Origin of the sequence: Klenkia sesuvii (genome assembly GCF_037083825.1) — a bacterium.
In the GTDB taxonomy this organism is placed as follows: domain Bacteria; phylum Actinomycetota; class Actinomycetes; order Mycobacteriales; family Geodermatophilaceae; genus Klenkia; species Klenkia sesuvii.
Genome location: NZ_JBAPLU010000006.1, coordinates 46049 through 65627 on the forward strand (window position 1 = coordinate 46049; position 19579 = coordinate 65627).

General features: G+C 74.9%; 19 protein-coding genes and 1 riboswitch. Of the genes, 10 read left to right on the plus strand and 9 right to left on the minus strand.

The genetic code is table 11. The annotated features are described in order from the left end of the window. Positions 1–4 precede the first annotated feature (4 nt). Positions 5–721, minus strand: a complete 717-nt coding sequence (locus TEK04_RS07610; protein WP_336403728.1) for an IclR family transcriptional regulator — start codon at positions 719–721, stop codon at positions 5–7. 180 nt (positions 722–901) lie between these two features. Between TEK04_RS07610 and TEK04_RS07615 the strand changes: the two genes are divergently transcribed. Both TEK04_RS07615 and glpK read left to right on the plus strand, forming a co-directional pair. Then, a complete protein-coding gene (locus TEK04_RS07615) occupies positions 902–1642 on the plus strand; it encodes an MIP/aquaporin family protein (RefSeq protein ID WP_336403729.1) in 741 nt (246 codons plus the stop codon). Between the two features lie 37 nt (positions 1643–1679). Beyond that, a complete protein-coding gene (glpK, locus tag TEK04_RS07620; RefSeq protein ID WP_336403730.1) occupies positions 1680–3200 on the plus strand; it encodes a glycerol kinase GlpK in 1521 nt (506 codons plus the stop codon). 134 nt (positions 3201–3334) lie between these two features. Here the strand turns inward: glpK and pgm are convergent, their stop codons facing one another. Together pgm and TEK04_RS07630 are read right to left on the minus strand one after the other, a co-directional pair. After that, complete coding sequence (gene pgm / locus TEK04_RS07625; protein WP_336403731.1) at positions 3335–4969, minus strand: phosphoglucomutase (alpha-D-glucose-1,6-bisphosphate-dependent); 1635 nt, start codon at positions 4967–4969, stop codon at positions 3335–3337. A gap of 55 nt (positions 4970–5024) precedes the next feature. Continuing rightward, entirely contained in the window at positions 5025–5474 is a 450-nt protein-coding gene (locus TEK04_RS07630) for a DUF4190 domain-containing protein (protein WP_336403732.1), read from the minus strand. 148 nt (positions 5475–5622) lie between these two features. Here TEK04_RS07630 and TEK04_RS07635 point away from each other — a divergent pair, with 148 nt between their 5' ends. Beyond that, positions 5623–8928 (plus strand): DEAD/DEAH box helicase, encoded by a 3306-nt coding sequence (locus TEK04_RS07635; protein ID WP_336403733.1) that lies wholly within the window; start codon positions 5623–5625, stop codon positions 8926–8928. On the opposite strand, the gene TEK04_RS07640 is transcribed toward TEK04_RS07635, so the two are convergent. Further along, positions 8925–9788 (minus strand): alpha/beta fold hydrolase, encoded by an 864-nt coding sequence (locus TEK04_RS07640; RefSeq protein ID WP_336403734.1) that lies wholly within the window; start codon positions 9786–9788, stop codon positions 8925–8927. The genes TEK04_RS07635 and TEK04_RS07640 overlap by 4 nt on opposite strands. A 167-nt stretch (positions 9789–9955) precedes the next feature. Between TEK04_RS07640 and TEK04_RS07645 the strand changes: the two genes are divergently transcribed. Together TEK04_RS07645 and TEK04_RS07650 are read left to right on the plus strand one after the other, a co-directional pair. Then, on the plus strand, positions 9956–10684 hold the full coding sequence (locus TEK04_RS07645; RefSeq protein ID WP_336403735.1) for a glutamine amidotransferase-related protein: 729 nt from the start codon (positions 9956–9958) through the stop codon (positions 10682–10684). Positions 10685–10721: 37 nt separating this feature from the next. Beyond that, on the plus strand, positions 10722–12518 hold the full coding sequence (locus TEK04_RS07650; protein WP_336403736.1) for a DEAD/DEAH box helicase: 1797 nt from the start codon (positions 10722–10724) through the stop codon (positions 12516–12518). 81 nt (positions 12519–12599) lie between these two features. Here the strand turns inward: TEK04_RS07650 and TEK04_RS07655 are convergent, their stop codons facing one another. The 4 genes from TEK04_RS07655 to TEK04_RS07670 all read right to left on the minus strand — a co-directional run bounded on the left by TEK04_RS07655 (position 12600) and on the right by TEK04_RS07670 (position 14146). Then, positions 12600–13031, minus strand: coding sequence for a GNAT family N-acetyltransferase (locus TEK04_RS07655; RefSeq protein WP_336403737.1), 432 nt, complete (start codon positions 13029–13031; stop codon positions 12600–12602). After that, positions 13028–13423 (minus strand): type II toxin-antitoxin system VapC family toxin, encoded by a 396-nt coding sequence (locus TEK04_RS07660; RefSeq protein WP_336403884.1) that lies wholly within the window; start codon positions 13421–13423, stop codon positions 13028–13030. Before TEK04_RS07660 ends, TEK04_RS07655 begins: the two co-directional genes overlap by 4 nt. After that, positions 13420–13641 carry a FitA-like ribbon-helix-helix domain-containing protein gene (locus tag TEK04_RS07665; RefSeq protein WP_336403885.1) on the minus strand — a complete coding sequence of 74 codons (222 nt, stop codon included), beginning with the start codon at positions 13639–13641 and terminating at the stop codon, positions 13420–13422. The genes TEK04_RS07660 and TEK04_RS07665 overlap by 4 nt, the downstream gene beginning before the upstream one ends. A 61-nt stretch (positions 13642–13702) precedes the next feature. Continuing rightward, the gene (locus TEK04_RS07670; RefSeq protein WP_336403738.1) at positions 13703–14146 is read right to left on the minus strand and encodes a flotillin domain-containing protein; all 444 of its coding nucleotides are present in this window, start codon (positions 14144–14146) and stop codon (positions 13703–13705) included. A 117-nt stretch (positions 14147–14263) separates the two neighbouring features. Beyond that, positions 14264–14357: riboswitch (TPP riboswitch) on the plus strand. Between TEK04_RS07670 and thiM the strand changes: the two genes are divergently transcribed. From thiM to TEK04_RS07695, 5 genes are all read left to right on the plus strand, one after another. Continuing rightward, the gene (thiM, locus tag TEK04_RS07675) at positions 14348–15154 is read left to right on the plus strand and encodes a hydroxyethylthiazole kinase (RefSeq protein ID WP_336403739.1); all 807 of its coding nucleotides are present in this window, start codon (positions 14348–14350) and stop codon (positions 15152–15154) included. Its footprint overlaps the riboswitch before it by 10 nt. After that, a complete protein-coding gene (gene thiE / locus TEK04_RS07680) occupies positions 15151–15783 on the plus strand; it encodes a thiamine phosphate synthase (RefSeq protein WP_336403740.1) in 633 nt (210 codons plus the stop codon). The genes thiM and thiE overlap by 4 nt, the downstream gene beginning before the upstream one ends. Then, positions 15780–16628 (plus strand): bifunctional hydroxymethylpyrimidine kinase/phosphomethylpyrimidine kinase, encoded by an 849-nt coding sequence (gene thiD, locus TEK04_RS07685; RefSeq protein ID WP_336403741.1) that lies wholly within the window; start codon positions 15780–15782, stop codon positions 16626–16628. The genes thiE and thiD overlap by 4 nt, the downstream gene beginning before the upstream one ends. Beyond that, positions 16625–17257 carry a TenA family protein gene (locus tag TEK04_RS07690; RefSeq protein ID WP_336403742.1) on the plus strand — a complete coding sequence of 211 codons (633 nt, stop codon included), beginning with the start codon at positions 16625–16627 and terminating at the stop codon, positions 17255–17257. Before thiD ends, TEK04_RS07690 begins: the two co-directional genes overlap by 4 nt. A 51-nt stretch (positions 17258–17308) precedes the next feature. Continuing rightward, positions 17309–18196 (plus strand): potassium channel family protein, encoded by an 888-nt coding sequence (locus TEK04_RS07695; protein WP_336403743.1) that lies wholly within the window; start codon positions 17309–17311, stop codon positions 18194–18196. On the opposite strand, the gene TEK04_RS07700 is transcribed toward TEK04_RS07695, so the two are convergent. Next, the gene (locus TEK04_RS07700) at positions 18189–19556 is read right to left on the minus strand and encodes a DNA polymerase IV (protein ID WP_336403744.1); all 1368 of its coding nucleotides are present in this window, start codon (positions 19554–19556) and stop codon (positions 18189–18191) included. The genes TEK04_RS07695 and TEK04_RS07700 overlap by 8 nt on opposite strands. Positions 19557–19579 lie beyond the last annotated feature (23 nt).

A 19579-nucleotide genomic window follows, 5' to 3' on the forward strand; every position in this document is an offset into this window, starting at 1 on the left:
CGCCTCAGCCCTGCCAGCCCAGCTCGCGCGAGATGGCCTGGGCCGACTCGGTGACCATCGCCACCAGGCGGGGGCGGGGCCCGCGCTGGCCCTCCAGCACCGTCTCCACCGGCCCGCTGATGCCCAGCGCGGCCACGACCAGACCGGTCGACCCCCGCACCGGCGCGGCCAGCCCGGCGACCCCGGCCTCCCACCCGCCGTCGACGACCGCCCAGCCCCGGGCACGCACGGCGGCGACGTCGGCCCGCACCGGACCGGCGCCGCCCACCGTGCGGTGCGGGGCGAAGGCGACCAGCACCCGGCCCAGCGCCGTCCGGTCGGCCGGCAGCACCGCACCCACGTCGAGCTCCTGCGCGGAGTCGTCGGGCCGGAAGACGTGGTGGACGACGACCACCCGGTCGCCGTCCAGGGTGGCCAGCCGCACCGCCTGCCCGCTGCGCGAGGCCAGGGCGTCGGCCCAGTTGGACGCCCGCGAGCGCAGCTCGTTCACGTCGAGGTGGCCGGCGCCGAGCTTGAGCAGGCCCGGGCCCAGCGCGTAGCGGCCGGCGCGGTCCTGCTCGACGAACCGGATGCCGAGCAGGGTGCGCAGCAGGCTGTGCGCGGTGGTCTTGGGCAGCCCGACGGCGGCGGCGATGTCGGTGACGCCGAGCGTGCCCCCGCTGCCGGCGACCACCTGCAGGATGGCGGCCGCCCGCTCCAGGGACTGCACGGTGCCGGGCACACCGCGGACGGTAGGGCATCCGGTACCCACGCGTCCTGTCCGACCATGTCGGACAGAGGCGCTTCCGCCCGGTGACGCGGGCCACCTAGCGTCCAGACGCCGGGGTGATCGGGGACACAGGCGGACCCCCGGCCCGTGAACCGACCCGCACCGCCGCGGGTGTCCCGACAGGAGTTCTCCTTGGACCAGACCACCAGTCTGCTGACCGTGTTCGGCAGCGAGGTCACCGGCACGGCGATGCTGATCCTGCTCGGCGTCGGCGTCGTCGCCAACGTCCTGCTGGCCAAGTCCGGCGCCCTCGGCGGCGGCTACATCGTGATCATCTTCGGATGGGGCCTGGCGGTGTTCGCCGGCGTCTTCGCCGCCGCGAAGTCGGGCGCGCACCTCAACCCGGCGGTCACGATCGGGCTGCTGACCAGCGACAGCACCGAGTACGCCCCCGGGGTCGACATCACCCTCGCCTCCACGCTGACCTACTTCGCCGGCGAGCTGGTGGGGGCCTTCATCGGCGCGGTGCTGGCCTGGTTGGCGTTCCGCAAGCACTACGAGGCCGAGACCGACCCGGGCACGATCCTCGGTACGTTCTCCACGAGCCCGGCGATCAAGAGCTACGCCGACAACGTCATCACCGAGGCCATCGGCACGTTCGTGCTGGTGTACATCGTGATCCGGTTCGGGGACACCCCCACCGGCCTGGGCCCGCTGGCCGTCGCGCTGCTCGTCGTCGGCATCGGTGCTTCGCTGGGCGGGCCGACCGGCTACGCCATCAACCCGGCGCGCGACCTCGGGCCCCGCATCGCCCATGCCCTGCTCCCCATCAAGAACAAGGGCGCCAGCAACTGGGCCTACAGCTGGGTGCCGATCGTCGGGCCGGTCCTCGGCGCGATCATCGCGGGCCTGTTCTCCCGCGTCCCCGTCTGACCCCGACCCACCCGACTCAGAGCTGAGGAGAGACACCATGGCAGGGAAGTACGTCGCCGCGATCGACCAGGGCACCACCAGCACCCGCTGCATCCTGTTCGACCACGACGGGAAGATCGTGGCCACCGGCCAGAAGGAGCACGAGCAGATCTTCCCGCGGGCCGGCTGGGTCGAGCACGACCCGCTGGAGATCTGGGCCAACACCCGCGAGGTCGTCGGCCAGGCCCTGGCCCGCGGCAACGCCTCGACCGGCGACATCGTCGCCGTCGGCATCACCAACCAGCGCGAGACCACCGTCGTGTGGGACAGGACCACCGGGCAGCCGGTCTACAACGCGATCGTCTGGCAGGACACCCGCACCGGGAAGATCTGCGACGCCCTCGCGGCCCTGGGCGGCGGCGACGAGCGCTACAAGGACCGCGTCGGCCTGCCGCTGGCCACCTACTTCGCCGGGCCGAAGGTGCGCTGGATCCTGGACAACGTCGACGGCGCACGGGAGCGGGCCGAGGCCGGGGACCTGGTCATGGGCACCATCGACTCCTGGCTGATCTGGAACATGACCGGTGGCACCGACGGCGGCAAGCACCTCACCGACGTCTCCAACGCCAGCCGCACCATGCTCATGGACTACCGCACCCTCGAGTGGCTGCCCGACATCGCCGAGGAGATGGGCATCCCGATGTCCATGCTCCCCGAGATCCGGTCCAACTCCGAGGTCTACGGCGAGGGCCGCGCCGCCGGGTTCCTGGCCGGCGTCCCGATCTCGGGCTCGCTGGGCGACCAGCAGGCCGCCACCTTCGGCCAGGTCTGCTTCGAGCGCGGCATGGCCAAGAACACCTACGGCACCGGCAACTTCATGCTGCTCAACACCGGCGAGGAGGCCGTGCCCAGCGAGAACGGCCTGCTCACCACGCTCTGCTACCAGCTGGGCGACGCGAAGCCGGTCTACGCCCTCGAGGGCTCGATCGCCGTCACCGGGTCGCTGGTGCAGTGGCTGCGCGACAACCTGGGGATCATCGGCTCGGCGCCCGAGGTCGAGACCCTGGCCGCCGGCGTGGAGGACAACGGCGGGGCCTACATCGTGCCCGCGTTCTCCGGCCTGTTCGCCCCGCACTGGCGCTCCGACGCCCGCGGTGCGCTGGTCGGGCTCACCCGCTACGTCAACAAGGGCCACATCGCCCGCGCCGTGCTGGAGGCCACTGCCTTCCAGACCCGCGAGGTGCTCGACGCGATGAACGCCGACTCCGGGGTGGCGCTCTCCGAGCTGCGGGTCGACGGCGGCATGGTCGGCAACGAGCTGCTCATGCAGTTCCAGGCCGACGTCCTCGACGTCCCGGTCATCCGGCCCGAGATCGTCGAGACCACGGCGCTGGGTGCGGCCTACGCCGCGGGTCTGGCGGTCGGGTTCTGGTCCGACCTCGACGAGCTCACCGCCAAGTGGGCCGAGGACAAGCGCTGGGAGCCGGCCATGGAGGCCGACGAGCGCGACCGCCAGTACCGCAACTGGCAGAAGGCGGTCACCAAGACCCTGGACTGGGTCGACGACGACGTGAGCTGAGCACGCTGTCGCGCTCCGCGCTCCCACCGCGGCCACGTGCCGTGGTGGGTGGCGCGGAGCGCGTCCTGCTCGTCCTCGGGGAGGGCCGGCTCGTCCCTCGCGTCCTCCCGTCGTCCTCGCCCGAGGCGGCCCGGTCAGCTGCCGAGGGCGGCGGAGACGACCGCGCGGGCCTCCTCCTGGACCTTCGCCAGGTGGTCGGGGCCGCGGAAGGACTCGGCGTAGATCTTGTAGACGTCCTCGGTGCCCGACGGCCGGGCGGCGAACCAGGCGTTCTCCGTCGTCACCTTGAGGCCGCCGACCTTCGCTCCGTTGCCCGGGGCCTCGGTGAGCTTGCCGGTGATGGGCTCGCCGGCCAGCTCGGTGGCCGCGACGTCGGCGGGCGAGAGCTTGCCGAGCTTCGCCTTCTCCTCGCGGCTGGCCGCGGCGTCGACCCGCGCGTAGGCGGACTCGCCGTGCTTGTCGGTCAGCTCGCGGTGCAGCTCGGAGGGGGACCGGCCCGTCACGGCCTGGATCTCGCTGGCCAGCAACGCCAGCAGGATGCCGTCCTTGTCCGTCGTCCAGACCCCGCCGTCCCGGCGCAGGAACGACGCGCCGGCCGACTCCTCGCCGCCGAACCCGACCGACCCGTCCACCAGCCCGGGCACGAACCACTTGAACCCGACCGGCACCTCGCGCAGCTCGCGGCCCAGGTCGGCGACCACCCGGTCGATGAGGGAGGACGACACCAGCGTCTTGCCCACCGCGGTGGACGGCGCCCAGCCCGGCCGGTGGGCGAACAGGTAGGAGATGGCCACGGCCAGGTAGTGGTTGGGGTTCATCAGCCCGCCGTCGGGGGTGACGATGCCGTGCCGGTCGGCGTCGGCGTCGTTGCCGGTGGCGGTCTGGAACCGGTCCTTCTGCTCGATGAGCGAGGCCATGGCGCTCGGCGACGAGCAGTCCATGCGGATCTTGCCGTCCCAGTCGAGGGTCATGAACCGCCACGTGGCGTCGACCAGCGGGTTCACCACGGTGAGGTCGAGGCCGTGCACCTCGGCGATGCGTCCCCAGTAGTCCACGCTCGCCCCACCGAGGGGGTCGGCGCCGATGCGTACGCCGGCAGCCCGGACGGCGTCCAGGTCGAGCACGTCGGGCAGGTCGGCGACGTAGTCGCCCATGAAGTCGTGACCGTGCGCCGCCGCCCGGGCCCGGGCGAACGGGACCCGCCGGACGCCGTCCAGCCCGCCCCGCAGCAGTTCGTTGGCCCGGTTCGCGATCCAGCCGGTGGCGTCGGAGTCGGCCGGCCCGCCGTGCGGCGGGTTGTACTTGAAGCCGCCGTCGCGGGGCGGGTTGTGGCTGGGGGTGACGACGATGCCGTCGGCCAGCCCGGACCTCTTCCCGCGGTTGGCCCGCAGGATGGCGTGGCTGACCGCCGGGGTGGGGGTGTAGCGGTCGGCGTCGTCGACCAGCACGGTGACCTGGTTGGCCACCAGCACCTCGAGCGCGCTGACCCACGCCGGCTCGCTGAGCCCGTGGGTGTCGCGACCGATGAACAGCGGGCCGTCGAACCCCTGGTCGCGCCGGTACTCCACGATCGCCTGGGTGGTGGCCAGGATGTGCGCCTCGTTGAACGCGGCGTCCAGGCTGGAGCCCCGGTGCCCGCTGGTGCCGAAGACGACCTGCTGGTCGGGGTCCTCCGGGTCGGGCTGCGTCGCGTAGTAGGCCGTGACCAGGTGCGGGAGGTCCACCAGGTCCGACGGCTGGGCCGGGGTGCCGGCGCGCTCGTTGCTCATGCGGTGATCCTGGACCGTCGAGCGCCGTCGTCGCGACCCGGGACGACGGGTCGGGCTACCTGCTGGCGAGGAGCAGCACGGGGATGGCCAGGAACGCCAGCCCCACGTAGCCCAGCACGATGCCGGCGATGGCCATGCCGTCGCCGGACTCACCCCGCTGCCTGATCTGCTGGCGGGCCACGTAGCCGAACACCAGCGCCAGCACGCTGCCGATCCAGTAGATCCACAGGATGCCCAGCACCATCGACGCGACGGCCAGGCCGTTGGTGGACCGCTGGACGACGTAGGCCGGCTGGCCGTAGGGCGCCCACGGTCCCGGCTGGGCGGGGTACTGCGCCTGGTGCTGGGCGGGGTACTGGGCTTGGTACTGGCCCTGGTGCTGGGCGGGGTACTGGCCGGACGGCGACGACCAGGCCTGCGGCGTGCCGTACCCGGCGCCGTAGGCCTGCGGACCGGTCTCCTCGCGGCGTCCCGCCTGCGGGGTGTCGTCCTGCCGGTCGCTCATCGGTCCTCGTCTCGACGGTCAGCGGGGGTCCGGGCAGCCTACGCGGCACCACCGACACCGCCCGGTCCGGTGTGCACACCCGGGGCCGCGGTCCACAGCTGCCCGCGGAGCGCCCGGACCGTCGGTGGTCGTGGCTACCGTCGACGACGTGACCGCAGCGCTCTCCCTCCCCCTCGACGAGGAGTTCCTCGCGTCCTGCTTCGGCGACGCCGTGACCTTCCGCGGTCGGGAGTGCCTGCGCGAGCGCAAGGTCCGCTCGGTCACCGTGCACGCCGGCGACCACGTCGGCGGGGTGGTCACCGGCTCGCGGGGCGAGGTCTACCAGGTGGCCGCCTTCGCCGACCTCGACGAGTGGGTGAGCCGCTGCACCTGCCCGGTGGTGCAGGACTGCAAGCACGCGGTCGCGGTGCTGCTCAGCCTGGGTCCCGACGGCCAGGGGACGGCGGTCGACCAGGCCGGCGAGCTGGTCGAGGCCTGGCCCGCGGCCGCGCCCCGGGTCACCACCGCCCCCCGGCCGGCGTGGGAGACGGCACTGGCCGACCTCACCCCGAGCTCGGCCGCGACCGACCTGGTCCCCGTGGGCCTGCAGTTCGAGCTGAACGCCGGCACCGGCCGCGCCGGGCAGCGGGTGCCGGTGCAGGTGCGCCTGCGCCCGGTGGTGCCCGGCCGCGCGGGGCGCTGGGTGCGCACCGGGGTCTCCTGGCGCGACCTGCCCTTCGAGCACGGTCCGGTGCGGCGGGTGCCCGAGCACCGCGACGTCCTGGTCGAGCTGTACCGGGCGGCGCAGTCGGGGGCCTCGGGCGGCTACGGCTACTACGGCACCACCGACGCGGTCTTCCTCGACGACGTCGGGCCGCAGCTGTGGCGGCTGCTGCGGGAGGCCCGGCGCGCGGGGGTCACGTTCGTCACCGCCAAGACCCCGGCCGACCGGGTGGTGCTCGAGGGCCCGGCACCGCTGCGGATGCACGCCACCGCGTCGGCTGCCGGCGACCTGCTGCTGGAGGGCGTCCTCGGCCGCACGGCCGGGCCCACCCCGCTGGCCGGGCTGACCCTCGTCGGCACACCGGTGCACGGCGCGTTCGTCGTGGACGACGACGCCCTGCACCTGGTCCCCTTCGCCGACCGGGTACCGGTCGAGCTGTCCCGGATGGTGTCCCGCTTCCCGCGGCTGGAGGTGCCGGCCCCCGACGTGCCGCGAGTGCGGGCCGAGCTCGTGCCCGCCCTGCAGCGCATGGTCGAGCTGGTCTCCCCCGACGGCTCGGTCGAGCTGCCCTCGGTGCAGCCGCCGGTGCTGGCGCTGGCCGTCCGCCACGCCGACGGCGCCCGGCTCACCCTCGAGTGGTCGGTGGTCTACCCCGAGCAGCCGCTGGACCCCGCGGCCGACGGCGTCCCCGGGGGGCGACGGCTGGCGCTGACCGCGGCGGCCGCCGACCCCGGCCGCGACGCCCGCGCCGAGCGCGCCCTGCTGGGCGCCCTGGTGCTGCCCGACGGGCGCTTCCCGCAGCTGCGCCAGGCCACCGTGCAGCGCGGCCTGGTGCCCACGGTCGAGCTGCGCGAGCTCGACGCGGCGGTGTTCTGCGAGGGCGTGCTGCCCACGCTGCGCGACCAGGGGGTGCGGGTCGAGGAGCTCGGCGACGCGCCCGACTACCGCGCGGCCACCTCGGCGCCGGTGGTGAGCGTGTCGGTCACCGACCCCGCGGTCGACAGCGCCGACTGGTTCGACCTGGGCATCACCGTCACCGTCGACGGCCAGGACGTGCCCTTCGCCCACCTCTTCCGGGCACTGGCCACGAAGCAGGCCCACCTCTTCCTGCCCAGTGGCACCTACTTCCCGCTCGACGGGCCCGAGTTCGCGGTGCTGTCCCAGCTGATCGCCGAGGCCGGCGCCATGCAGGACCCCCGCAAGCCACCCACGCGCATCAACCGCTGGCAGGCCGGGTTGTGGGGCGACCTGCGGCAGCTGGGCGTCGTGGCCGAGCAGAGCGCCCGCTGGGAGCGCAGCACCGCGGCGCTGCTCGAGCTCGACGAGCTCCCGGTGCCCGACGTCCCCGCCGCGATCACCGCCCAGTTGCGGCCCTACCAGCTCGAGGGCTACCGGTGGCTGTCCTTCCTCTGGGACCACGACCTCGGCGGGGTGCTGGCCGACGACATGGGCCTGGGCAAGACCCTGCAGGCCCTGGCGCTGCTGCAGCGGGCCAAGGACGCCGGCCAGCTCACCGCGCCGGTCCTGGTGGTCGCGCCCACCAGCGTGGTCGGCAACTGGGTGGCCGAGGCCGCCCGGTTCGCCCCCGGCCTGCGGGTCACCGCCGTCGAGGAGACCTCGGCCAAGGCCGGGGTGCCGCTCGCCGGCCGGGTGGCCGGGGCCGACCTGGTGATCACCTCCTACACCCTGCTGCGCCTCGACGAGGACGAGTACGCCGCGCAGACCTGGCGCGGCATGCTGCTCGACGAGGCGCAGTTCGTGAAGAACCGCCAGGCCAAGGCCTACCGCGCAGCCCGCACCGTCGACGCGCCGTTCAAGCTCGCCATCACGGGCACGCCGATGGAGAACAGCCTCATGGACCTGTGGTCCCTGCTGTCGATCTGCGCGCCCGGCCTGTTCCCCGACCCCGAGGCCTTCAACGAGCTGTGGCGCCGGCCCATCGAGCGGGGCACCGACCCCGGCCGGCTGGGCACCCTGCGCCGGCGGCTGCGGCCGCTGATGCTGCGCCGCACCAAGGAGCTGGTGGCCGCCGACCTCCCGGCCAAGCAGGAGCAGGTCCTCGAGGTCCGGCTGACCGGCCGGCACGAGACCCTCTACCGCACGGCCCTGCAGCGCGAGCGGCGCAAGGTGCTGCGGCTGGTGGAGGACATGGACGCCCACCGCTTCGAGATCCTGCGGTCGCTCACCCTCCTGCGGCAGCTCGCGCTCGACCCCGCACTGGCCGACCCGGCCCACGACGGGGTCCGGTCCGACAAGTCCGAGGCCTTCCTCGAGCACCTGCGCGAGGTGCTGGCCGAGGGCCACCGGGTGCTGGTGTTCAGCCAGTTCACCGGGTACCTGGCCCGCATCCGCGCGCAGCTCGACGCCGAGGGGGTCGGCTACGCCTACCTCGACGGCAGCACCCGCCAGCGCCCGGCGGTGATCCAGAGCTTCACCGACGGCCACGTGCCGGTGTTCCTCATCAGCCTCAAGGCCGGCGGCTTCGGGCTGAACCTCACCGCGGCCGACTACGTCTTCGTGCTCGACCCGTGGTGGAACCCCGCAGCCGAGGCGCAGGCCGTCGACCGCGCGCACCGCATCGGCCAGACCCGCAACGTGATGGTCTACCGGCTGGTCGCCAAGGACACCATCGAGGAGAAGGTGATGGCGCTCAAGGCCCGCAAGCAGGCCGTGTTCGACCAGGTCGTCGACGACGACGGGGTGCTCTCGGCCCCGCTCACCGCCGACGACGTCCGGGGCCTGTTCGACTAGCGCTCGACCTGGACCAGGAAGCGGCGCACGGCCTCGGTGAACACCTCGGGTGCCTCCGAGTGCACCCAGTGGCCGGCGTTCTTCACCCGCACCAACCTGACCAGCGGGAACAGCTCCTCCATCCGCGGACGGTCCTCGTCGAGCACGTAGGTCGAGTCCGCCCCCGCGATCCACAGCGTCGGCCCCTCGAACACCGCACCCGGGGGCGGGTCGGGGAAGCCCCGCAGCACCCCCAGGTCCCGGCCCAGCAGCTCCAGGTTCAACCGCCACCGCCACGACCTGCCCGCCCCGCCGGCCGCGTTCTCCCGCACCAGCGACTGCAGCAGGAAGGCCCGCACCATGTCGCTGGGCACGGCGGTGCGCAGCGCGGCGTCGGCGTCCTCCCGGGTGGTCAGGCCCTCGAGGTCGACCGCCTGCATCGCGGCGATGAACGCGGCGAACGGTGAGGCATCCTCGTCGGGGTCGTCGGTGCGGCCCCCGGTCTCGGGGTAGACCGACGGCGAGATGTCCACGACCACCAGACCGCGCAGCAGCTCGGGCCGCCGCAGCGCCAGCTGCATCGCCACCTTGCCGCCCATCGAGTGCCCGACCAGCGTCACCGGCTCGCCGAACCCCTCGAGCAGGTCGGCCACCGCGCCGGCCATGTCGACGTAGTCCACCCGGTCGGTCCAGGGCGAGTGCCCGTGGTTGGGCAGGTCGACCAGCGTCACCCGGTGGCCGGGGCCGTCCGAGGTCGGGTCGGCCAGCCGGCGCGCCACCGTCGTCCAGTTGCGGCCCTGCCCGAACAGCCCGTGCACGAAGACCACCCGGGGGCCCTCCTCCCCGACGGTCCGGGTCGCCAGCTCCAGCTCGGCGCTCACCGGGGCACCGCCGACGACGGCGCGGCAACGGCGCACCCACCGGCCGGGCGGGACGCGAGCGGGGCACGGGGCAGGAGGAGCAGCACGGGGCCAGTGTGACCGGGTGCGGCCCCACCCGGCCGTGTCGCCACCCCCGGCGGCACCGCCACCCGGCCATGGTGGACGGCGTGCGCGGCGAGACGGACGGTGCGGTGACCACCGAGGCGGTGGTGTGGTCGGGCAGCGGCACTGCCTGGCCCGGCGTCGGCTGGGGCGAGCCGCTGGCCGCCCGGCTGGCCGAGCTGGGCTGGCGCGTGTCCCTCGTCCCGTGGGGCGACCCGGCCGGTGAGCACCGCGGCCGGCCCGGCGTGGTGCACGTGTTCAGCGGCGGGCTGGAGGCCGTCGGCTCCCGCACCGCCGCGATGGCCGAGCGGCTCGACGCCGTCCGGGGCGCGTTGGTCGAGGCGCGGGCGGGCCGGGCCGCCGTCCTCGGGGTCTGCCAGGGCGCGCAGCTGCTGGCCGCCGTCGCCGCGGGCGCCGCTCCGCTGCCGGTGGCCTCCGGAGGCGAAGCCGGCGTGACCACCGTGCGCGGCCACGGCGTCCCCGACCTGACCGTGGCCACCGCCCACGTCCAGGAGGTGCCCGCTGCGCTGCTGGCGCACGACGACGTCCGGCTGCTGTGGAGCAACCCCGTCACCACGGTGCAGGGCTTCGCCGTGGGCGCCGGTGCCGTCGGGGTGCAGTTCCACCCCGAGCTGACCGAGCCGGAGTCACACCGGGCGACCGCGGCCTTCCGGTCGCTGCTCGACGTCCCCGACGCCCCGCCGGCCACGGGCCCGGTGGACCCGCACGCCGCGCTGAGCACCGTCCTGGCCGCCGCCGGCGTCGCCCGGCCGCTCGGCGCGCTCGCGGCCTGACCGACCGGGGTCCGACGGACCCGTAGCGTCGCCTCCCGTGCCCGGACGCCGCAGGACCACCCGCTCGGCCACCACCCGGAAGGCCGCCACCCGGAAGGCCGCACCGTCGAGGGCCGCCTCCGCCCGCACGACCGCCCCGAAGGCGACCCCGAAGGCGGGCCGGAAGGCGGCCCCGACCGGGACCGCGGCGCGCGGCCCCGCGGCGCAGCCGGCCCGACCGACCGCCGGGCCGGGGGAGCGGGTGTGGGTGCTCGCCGTCCCCTTCCGGGCACCGGCGCCCGGGGCCACCTGGGACAAGGACCTGCAGGCCCACGTCTGGATCGGCGCTGCCCCGCCGCCGGAGCTCGCGGCCTACGTCCCCGGCCCGTACACCTTCGAGCGGTTCCTGGAGGACGAGCTCAACGACGCCCCGCGCCCCGTGCCGGCCGGGGACCGGATGATCCCGCGCGCCGAGCAGGTCACCGGCGCCGCCGCGGTCGCCGCGCACGAGGCAGCCGGGGGGCGGATGTTCCTCCTCGGTGACGACCCCGGCGTCGGCAAGACCGGCACCGCCGTCCTGGCCGTGCAGCAGGTCGCCGCCCGCCGCGGGGCCCGGACCGTGCTGGTCGTCGCCGACCGGCCCGCGGCCATCACCGTGCCGCACTGGACGCGCTCGATCAGCGCCTTCGGCGACGGTGGCCTGCGCTGGTGCGTCACCACCTGGGACCGGTTGGCCAAGGTGCGCGACCTGCGGTTCGACGTCGTGGTGGCCGACGAGGCGCACATGGTCCGGCACACGACCACTCAGCGGTGGAAGCACTGGAAGGCGGTCTCCGGGTCCGGGCGGGTCAAGGACGCACCGTTCGTGCTGCTGGCCACGGCGACCCCGGCGCACTCCCCGCTGGAGCTGCCCTACCTCGCGCCGCACTTCGCCGCGCTGCACGGCGAGCCGCTGCGCGCCTGGGCCGACCTGCCGGCCCGGTTGGCCGAGCACGGGTTCCACGTGGAACGCGGCCGCTACGGCAGCACCTGGACCGAGGACGCCGACGAGCGCCGAGCCGACCTGGCGCTGCTGCGCAGCTGGCTGGCCGACACCGACCCGCCGTCGACGCTGCACCGGCCCGCACCGTGGGGCGACGTCCAGGTGACCGGGACGCCGGTGGCCCTCACCCCCGCCGAGCGGGCGGCCTACGAGCAGGAGTGGAGCGATTTCCGCGCCGAGATGCAGCTCGCTCGGCGGGCGCGGCAGACCGCGCGGGGCCGGGCGGCGCTGCTGCGGTTCCGGCAGAAGGCCGGGCTGATCCGGGTGCCGGCCACCGTCGACTGGGTGAAGGCGCAGGTCGAGGCCGGCCGGCAGGTGGCGGTGTCGGTGGAGTTCGTCGAGACCGCGGCCGACCCGATCCGCGAGGCCCTCCAGGCGGCCGGGATCGGCGTCTCGGGCATCTACGGCCGCGACCGGTTCGACGTGGAGGCCGAGCGGCTGCGGTTCCAGCGCGGCGAGTCGCCGGTGTGCGTGTTCACCGTGACCGCCTCGATCAGCCTGCACGCCGGCGAGCAGCTGCCCGGCGGACGGACGGCGTCGACCACCCCGCGGGTGGGGCTGTTCCACCAGCCGCGGTTCTCCGGCATCGCGGCCCGCCAGGTCACCGGCCGCACCCACCGCGACCACCAGGTGTCGCCGTGGCGCATCGCCTACGCCGAGGACACCGTCGAGGAGCAGGTCGCGAAGGTGATGGTCGAGCGCCTGGCGGTCACCGGGTCGACGGCGGGCGGGGACACCGCCGGCCTGCAGCAGATCGCCGAGCTGCTGGACGCCGACTGGCTCCCGCAGGCCTCCCTCACGGGCGCGGACTGACGCCCCGCGCGGCGTCGACCTCGCAGTTCAGCAACGGCGCCGCGCCGGTGGGCGGGGTGCCGGCGTGGCGCCCGTGCATGGTCAACGGGGGGCGATGACCCGCATCGGCAGGTGGGGGATGCCGTCCTCCACGTAGTCCGGCCCCGACCGCTCGAAGCCGAACCGCGCGTACCAGCCCTCCAGGTAGGCTTGGGCGCCGATGTCGACGGTGCGGCCGGCGCACAGCTCCAGGCCGCGCGCGATCAACTGCGCCGACAACCCACGCCCCCGGGCGGACACCGCCGTCGCGACCCGGCCGATCGCCCGGTGCTCGCCGTTCTCCAGCACCCGGATGCACGACACGGGGACGTCGTCCTCGGCCACCCAGACGTGCAGCGTGCCCGGCTCGGCGTCCCGGCCGTCGAGCTCGGGATAGGGGCAGGCCTGCTCGACCACGAAGACGTCGACCCGCAGCTTGAGCAGGCCGTACAGCTCGGCGGGGGTCAGCTCGGCGAACCGCTTCTCCACGATCACGCGGTCAACACTCGCACCTCGCAGCGCAGGCCAGGCACCCGGGAGAGCCGGACGTCGGCGGTCACCAGCGTCGCCCCGAGCACCTCGGCGAGCGCCACGTACTGGGCGTCGTAGGCCGACACCGAGTCGCGCAGCCGCCACGCTCGTGCCACGAGAGCCCGGTGCCCGTGCCGTTGGACAGGGAAGCCGGCGAGCAGATCCAGCACCAGCTCACCCCGGTCCACCGTCCACAGGCCAGCCAGGACCTTGCGGCGCACCGCCTGCAGGAACTCGACGTCGGCCAGCTCCGGCACGTGCAGATCCCGCCCTCGTACCATCTCGCGAGCCCGGGCACCGTGACCGCCCTGGTCTGCGAGCACAGGCAGCAGGGCGGACGTGTCGAGGACGATCAGCGCTCGGCCCGGCCCTCGTGGACGAGTGCGACCGCCTCGTCGAACGAGATCGACAGGCCCGAGGACTCCGCTCGGCGGAAGATCTCCTCCTGGGTCGGCCGAGCCGCGACCTTGCTCAGCTCGCGCAGGGTGTACTCCGACAGCGACATGCCGGCCGCCGATGCCCGTTCCTGCAGGCGGGCGTGGACGTCGTCCGGCACGTTGCGGACCTGCAGCATCTTCGTCACCCGGCCACCTTGCATGCGTGTCACATGCGTTCGCATGTGACACGCATGTATCTCACGCTCCGTCGACGGGGACCCGCTCGGGCGAGGCCGGGCCCGAGCCGTCGGCCGCGGCGCCGGAGAGCCGCTTGAGCAGCGCGGGGACGTCGAGGCCGGTCAGGTCGCCCGAGAGCTGCAGGCCCTGGGCGACGTTGGCGGCCACCGACTTCGACAGCGATCCCGGGCCGTCGGCGCTGATGACGGTCATCTTCTCCACGCTCGACAGCGGCGCGGCCGCGGCGGACACGACCTCGGGCAGGACCTTCACCAGCAGGTCGAGGATCGCGGCCTCGCCGTAGGTGCTGAACGCCTGGGAGCGGGCGTCCATCGACTCGGCCTCGGCCTTGCCCTTGGCCAGGATCGCGGCGGCCTCGGCCTTGGCTGCGTCGATCTCGGCGTCGGTCTCGGCCTGCTTAAGCGCCAGCTGCCGCTGGGAGACCGCGATGGCCTCGTCGGCCACCAGCTGCTCCTGCTGGGCGGCCTGGCGGGCCGAGCCTCGGCGATGGAGGCCTCCTCGAGCACGCGGGTGCCGGAACCACCTCCCGGCTCACCCGATCGGGGGAGCCGTGCCAGGATCGGGGGCGACACGGGGTGCCCCACCGGGGGCTGAGATGACACCCGTCGAACCTGCTCCAGCTCGTACTGGCGAAGGGATGTCGACATGAGCCGTTCCACGACCGCGTCGCTGATGGCGGCCCGGGCCGCGCTGACGCAGGCGCGCCCGCTGGTGCACTGCCTGACCAACACTGTCGTGCAGGCGTTCACCGCGAACGCGCTGCTGGCCGTCGGGGCCTCGCCGGCGATGGTGGACGCCCCCGAGGAGGCCGCCGAGTTCGCAGGCCTCGCCTCGGCGGTGCTGGTCAACGTCGGCACGCTCACCGCCCGCACGGCCGAGGCGATGCGCGCGGCCGCCGCACGGGCCGCCGACGACGCCACGCCCTGGGTGCTCGACCCGGTCGCCGTCGGCGCGCTCGGCTTCCGCACCCGGCTGGCGGCCCAGCTGCTCGAGCACCGCCCGGACGTCGTCCGCGGCAACGCCTCCGAGGTCATCGCGCTGGCCGGGGCCGGCGCGGGCGGGCGGGGCACCGACAGCACGGTCGGCGTCGACAGCGCTGCGGAGGCCGCCGCCGACCTGGCCCGGCGGACCGGCGGGGTGGTCGCCGTCAGCGGCGAGGTCGACCTGGTCACCGACGGCACCGGCACGGTCCGCGTCGGGGGCGGCCACCCGCTGCTGACCCGCACCACCGGCGCCGGGTGCGCCCTCGGCGCGCTGACCGCCGCCTACGTCGCCTCGACCGGGTCCAACCTCTGGGGTGCGGTCGCCGCGCACGCCCACGTCGCGGTGGCCGCCGAGCGCGCGGCCGCGGTGTGCACCGGGCCCGGGTCGTTCGCGACCGCCTGGCTCGACGCCCTCGACGCGGTCGGCCCCGACGAGCTGGCCGGCGCCGACGTCGTGGAGCAGCCGTGAGGTTCGACCCCAACCTCTACCTGGTGACCGACACCGCCCTCTGCGCGCCCCGGTCGGTGCCCGAGGTGGTGGCCGCCGCGGTCGCCGGCGGGGTCACCGCCGTCCAGGTGCGGGACAAGACGGCGTCCCGTCGCGAGCTGCTCGAGCTGACCCGCGCCGTGCAGGCGGCGCTGGTGGACCGGCCCGACGTCGCGGTCGTGGTCGACGACGCCCTCGACGTCGCCCTGCTGGCCGGGGCGACCGGGGTCCACCTGGGCCAGTCCGACCTCCCGGTCACCGACGTCCGGGCGCACGCCCCGCACCTGCACGTCGGCCTGTCCGTGGGGACGGCGGACGAGCTCTCCGCCGCGACCGCCCTGCCGCCGGGGACCGTCAACCTGCTGGGCCTCGGACCGGTGTGGGCCACCCCGACCAAGCCCGACGCCGCGGCGGCGCTGGGCCCCGAGGGCATCGCGGAGCTGGTGCGCGGCGCCGGCGGGCTGACCACGGTGGCGATCGGCGGCATCCACGCCGACCGGGCCGCCGCGGTGGCCGCCACCGGGGTCGACGGCATCTGCGTGGTCAGCGACATCTGCGCCGCCGGGGACCCCCGGGCCGCCGCCGAGCAGCTGCGGGCGGCGCTGCGATGAGCGCCCGGGTTGCCCTGACCATCGCCGGCTCCGACCCCAGCGGCGGGGCCGGCGTCCAGGCCGACCTGGCCACCTTCGCCGGGCTGACCACCTACGGCACCGCGGTGCTCACCAGCCTGACGGCGCAGAACACCCACGGCGTCACCGGCGTCCACCCCGTCCCGGCCGCCTTCGTCACCCAGCAGCTGGACACCCTGCTCGACGACGTCACCGTGCACGCCACCAAGACCGGGATGCTCGGCTCGTCGGCGGTGGTGCACGCCGTCGTCGAGGTGCTGTCCCGGCGGTCGGTCGGGCCGCTCGTCGTCGACCCGGTGATGGTGGCGACCAGCGGGGACCAGCTCATCGACGACGACGCGGTGGACGCCGTCCGCACCGCGTTGCTGCCGATCACCGACCTGCTGACGCCGAACGTGCCCGAGGCGGCGCGGTTGTTGCACGTGGAACCGGCGCGGACCGTGGTCGACCTGCGGGACCAGGCCGTGGCACTGCTGGCGCTCGGCCCGCGCGCGGTGCTGGTCAAGGGTGGCCACCTCGCCCGCGACCTGGGCGAGAGCATCGACGTCCTCGCCGTGCGGGAGGACGTCGGGACGACGTCGGTGCACCTGAGCAGCCGACCGCTGGTCGCCACCGCGAACACCCACGGCACCGGGTGCACGCTGTCGGCCGCCCTCGCCGCGGGAGCCACCCTCGCCGGGACGGCGGGGACGGCCCCGGACTGGCCGGCGCTGGTCGAGCAGGCCCGGGACGTGCTGCAGGCCGCCCTGCGGCACGCCGACCAGCTCGACGTCGGCTCGGGCAACGGCCCCGTGGCCCACGGCGCCTACGCGTGGGGCGACTCGTGAGCTTCTCCGCCGACGCCTGGGCCCGCACCGCCGGGCTGCGCGCCGAGATCGACGAGCTCGGGTTCCTGGCCGAGCTGGCCGACGGCACCCTCGCACCCGCCGCGTTCCGCAGCTACCTGGAGCAGGACGCGCTCTACCTCGCCGGCTACGCCAAGGCCCTCGCGCTGCTGGCCGCCCGGGCACCCGAGGCGCAGGCGGGGGCGTTCTGGGCCGGTGCCGCGCAGGGCGCCGCGGTGGTCGAGACGGCGCTGCACGAGGACCTGCTGGAGCTGCTCGGCGGCGGCGCGCGCACCGACCAGCACAGCCCCACCTGCCTGGCCTACGTCTCCTACCTGGTGGCCACGGCGGCCACCGAGCCCTACGCGGTCGGCTGCGCGGCGGTGCTGCCCTGCTTCTGGGTGTACGCGCACACCGGCGCCCGGCTGGCCCCCGCCGCCCGGGCCGTCGCCGACCACCCGTTCCTGCGCTGGCTGGCCACCTACGACGCCCCGGCCTTCCAGGAGTCGACCCGGCGCGCCCGCGAGCTCACCGACGCCGAGGCCACCCCCGAGCTCGAGCCGGCCATGCACCGCGCGTTCGCGATCGCCACCGCCTACGAACGCGACTTCTGGTCCTCGGTCCCGCGCTGATCCTCCCGCCCCCGACGGGCCGAGCTCGGCGCAGCGGGGCATGCTGCCCCGATGGGTGCCGTGGAGTGGCTGGCGACGGTGGCCGGCACCGTGCTCGTGCTGGTGGTGCTGCACGACCTGTTCGCGACCGTGCTGCGGCCCAACGGGCGCGGCGGTCTCAGCCGGTGGGTCATGCGGGCGGGCTGGCGGGCCGGCCTGGCCCTGCCCCGCTTCCGCGGGCTCGCCGGTCCGCTGACGCTGGTGGTGTCGGTCTCGTGCTGGCTCGTGCTGCTGGTCGTGGGTGCCGCGCTGGTCTACTGGCCGCACCTGACCACCGGCTTCTCCTACGTCAGCGCGGTCGACCCGGCCAGCCGGTCGGACCTGCTCGACGCGGTGTACGTCTCCGCGGTCGTGCTCGCCACCCTCGGCTTCGGCGACGTGCTGCCCAGCGACGCGTGGTTGCGGCTGGTGGTGCCGGTGCAGGCCCTCATCGGGTTCGGCCTGATCACCGCGGCGGTCACGTGGATCCTGCAGGTGAGCCCGGCACTGACCCGGCGGCGCGCCTTCGCCGTGCGCCTGTCGCTGCTGCGCCGGGTGGACACGCCGGGTCTGGTGCACCGTTCCGGGACGACGCTGGGCCCGCAGCTGCTGCAGGACCTCGCGCTGGGCCTGGTCGAGCTGCGGGTCGACGTCACCCAGCACGCCGAGATGTACTGGTTCCTCGAGCACGACCCCGACGCCTCGTTGCCGACGATGCTCGGCGTGGCGTTGGCGGTGGCCGAGGAGGCCGTGGCCGCCCCGGACCCCGACGTCCGCTGGGCCGGCGCGTTGCTCGCGGCTGCGGCGGGGGACTACCTGCAGGTGGTGGATGCGGAGTTCCTGCACGTCGGGGGGAGCGACCGGGAGCTCGCAGCCGCCAACGCCGCCGCGCACGGTCAGCAGCTGGCCGGGCTCACCTGAGCAGCCGCTCCGCCGTGGTCCGCCAGTCGGGAGGGTCGGCGGGGGAGAGGTCGGGGTCGTCGGTGGCGTAGGTGCGCACCGGGCCGGGCGGCGTCCGCGGACCCTCGAAGCGCACCGTCACCCGACCCAGGCCGCTGCCCCACACCCACCCGCGGCCCATCTGCGCGTGCTCGACGTCCTGCCCGGGGTGCCACAGCGTCGCCGTCGGCCCGGGACGGGGGTCGTCGGGGACGACGTCGCCCTCGGCGGGCGCCTCCGCCCCCGGGTCGACATCGGGCAGGTCGTCGTCCTCGGCGAACAGGTCGCCCTGCACGTAGTCGGCCAGCCCCGAGACACCGACCCCCAGCAGCCGCACCCCACCGGTCCGGTCGATCCCGGCCAGCAGCCGGCGGGCGATCTCGGCGATCGTGCGGGCGTCGTCGACGGGTTGGGGGAGCGTCTGCGAGCGGGTGAGGGTGGTGAAGTCGTAGCGGCGGAACTTCAGCGTGACCGTGCGCCCCGCCGTCCCGTCCTTCTGCAACCGGGCCACGACCCGGTCGGCCAGCCAGCGGAGCTCGCTCTCCAGCCGGCCCAGGTCGGTGAGGTCGGTGGCGTAGGTGCGCTCGGCGGAGACGCTCTTGGCCTCGCGGTCGGGCACGACGGGTCGCTCGTCGTCGGCCCGGGCCAGCCGGAACAACCCGGTGCCGTGCGCCTGGCCGACCAGGGCCACCAGGTCGGTGAGCGAGCGCTCGTGCAGGTCGGCGACCGTGCGGACGCCGACGGAGGACAACCGGTCGCCGGTGGCCGGGCCCACGCCGGGCAGCGAGCGCACCGGCAGCGGGTGCAGGACGTCGAGCTCGGTGCCGGCCGCGATCACCCGCAACCCGTCCGGCTTGTCCAGCTCGCTGCCGATCTTGGCCAGCGTCTTGGACGACGCGATGCCCACCGAGCCGCGCACCCCGCCGGTGGCCTCGTGGATGCGCGCCTTGAGGTCGGCGGCCAGGGCGGTGAGCCCCGTGGTCGTGAGGTCGTGGCCGCCGGCGGCGAGGTCCACGTAGGCCTCGTCGACGCTGACCTGCTCGACCAGCGGCGAGAGCTCGCGCAGCAGGTCCATGACCACCCGCGAGGTGAGGGAGTACGCGGCGAACCGGCCACCGAGGAACGCCGTCCCCGGGGGGCACCGCCGGCGGGCCTCGCCGCTGGACATCGCGCTGCGCGCCCCGTAGGCGCGGGCCTCGTAGGAGGCGGTGGCGACGACGCCGCGGCCACCGGTGCCACCCACGACCACGGGCTTGCCGCGCAGCGAGGGCTTGTCGCGCTGCTCGACGGCGGCGAAGAAGGCGTCGAGGTCCAGGTGGAGCACGCTGGCCTCGGATCGCACCCTCTGCATGATGCCCGTAGACA

What these genes read in the sequence shown, in the direction of transcription:
- glpK (WP_336403730.1), top strand. Translation starts at nt 1,680, where the DNA reads ATGGCAGGGAAGTACGTCGCCGCGATCGACCAGGGCACCACCAGCACC.
- pgm (WP_336403731.1), bottom strand. Translation starts at nt 4,969, where the DNA reads ATGAGCAACGAGCGCGCCGGCACCCCGGCCCAGCCGTCGGACCTGGTG.
- TEK04_RS07630 (WP_336403732.1), bottom strand. Translation starts at nt 5,474, where the DNA reads ATGAGCGACCGGCAGGACGACACCCCGCAGGCGGGACGCCGCGAGGAG.
- TEK04_RS07665 (WP_336403885.1), bottom strand. Translation starts at nt 13,641, where the DNA reads ATGCTGCAGGTCCGCAACGTGCCGGACGACGTCCACGCCCGCCTGCAG.
- thiM (WP_336403739.1), top strand. Translation starts at nt 14,348, where the DNA reads ATGAGCCGTTCCACGACCGCGTCGCTGATGGCGGCCCGGGCCGCGCTG.
- thiD (WP_336403741.1), top strand. Translation starts at nt 15,780, where the DNA reads ATGAGCGCCCGGGTTGCCCTGACCATCGCCGGCTCCGACCCCAGCGGC.
- TEK04_RS07695 (WP_336403743.1), top strand. Translation starts at nt 17,309, where the DNA reads ATGGGTGCCGTGGAGTGGCTGGCGACGGTGGCCGGCACCGTGCTCGTG.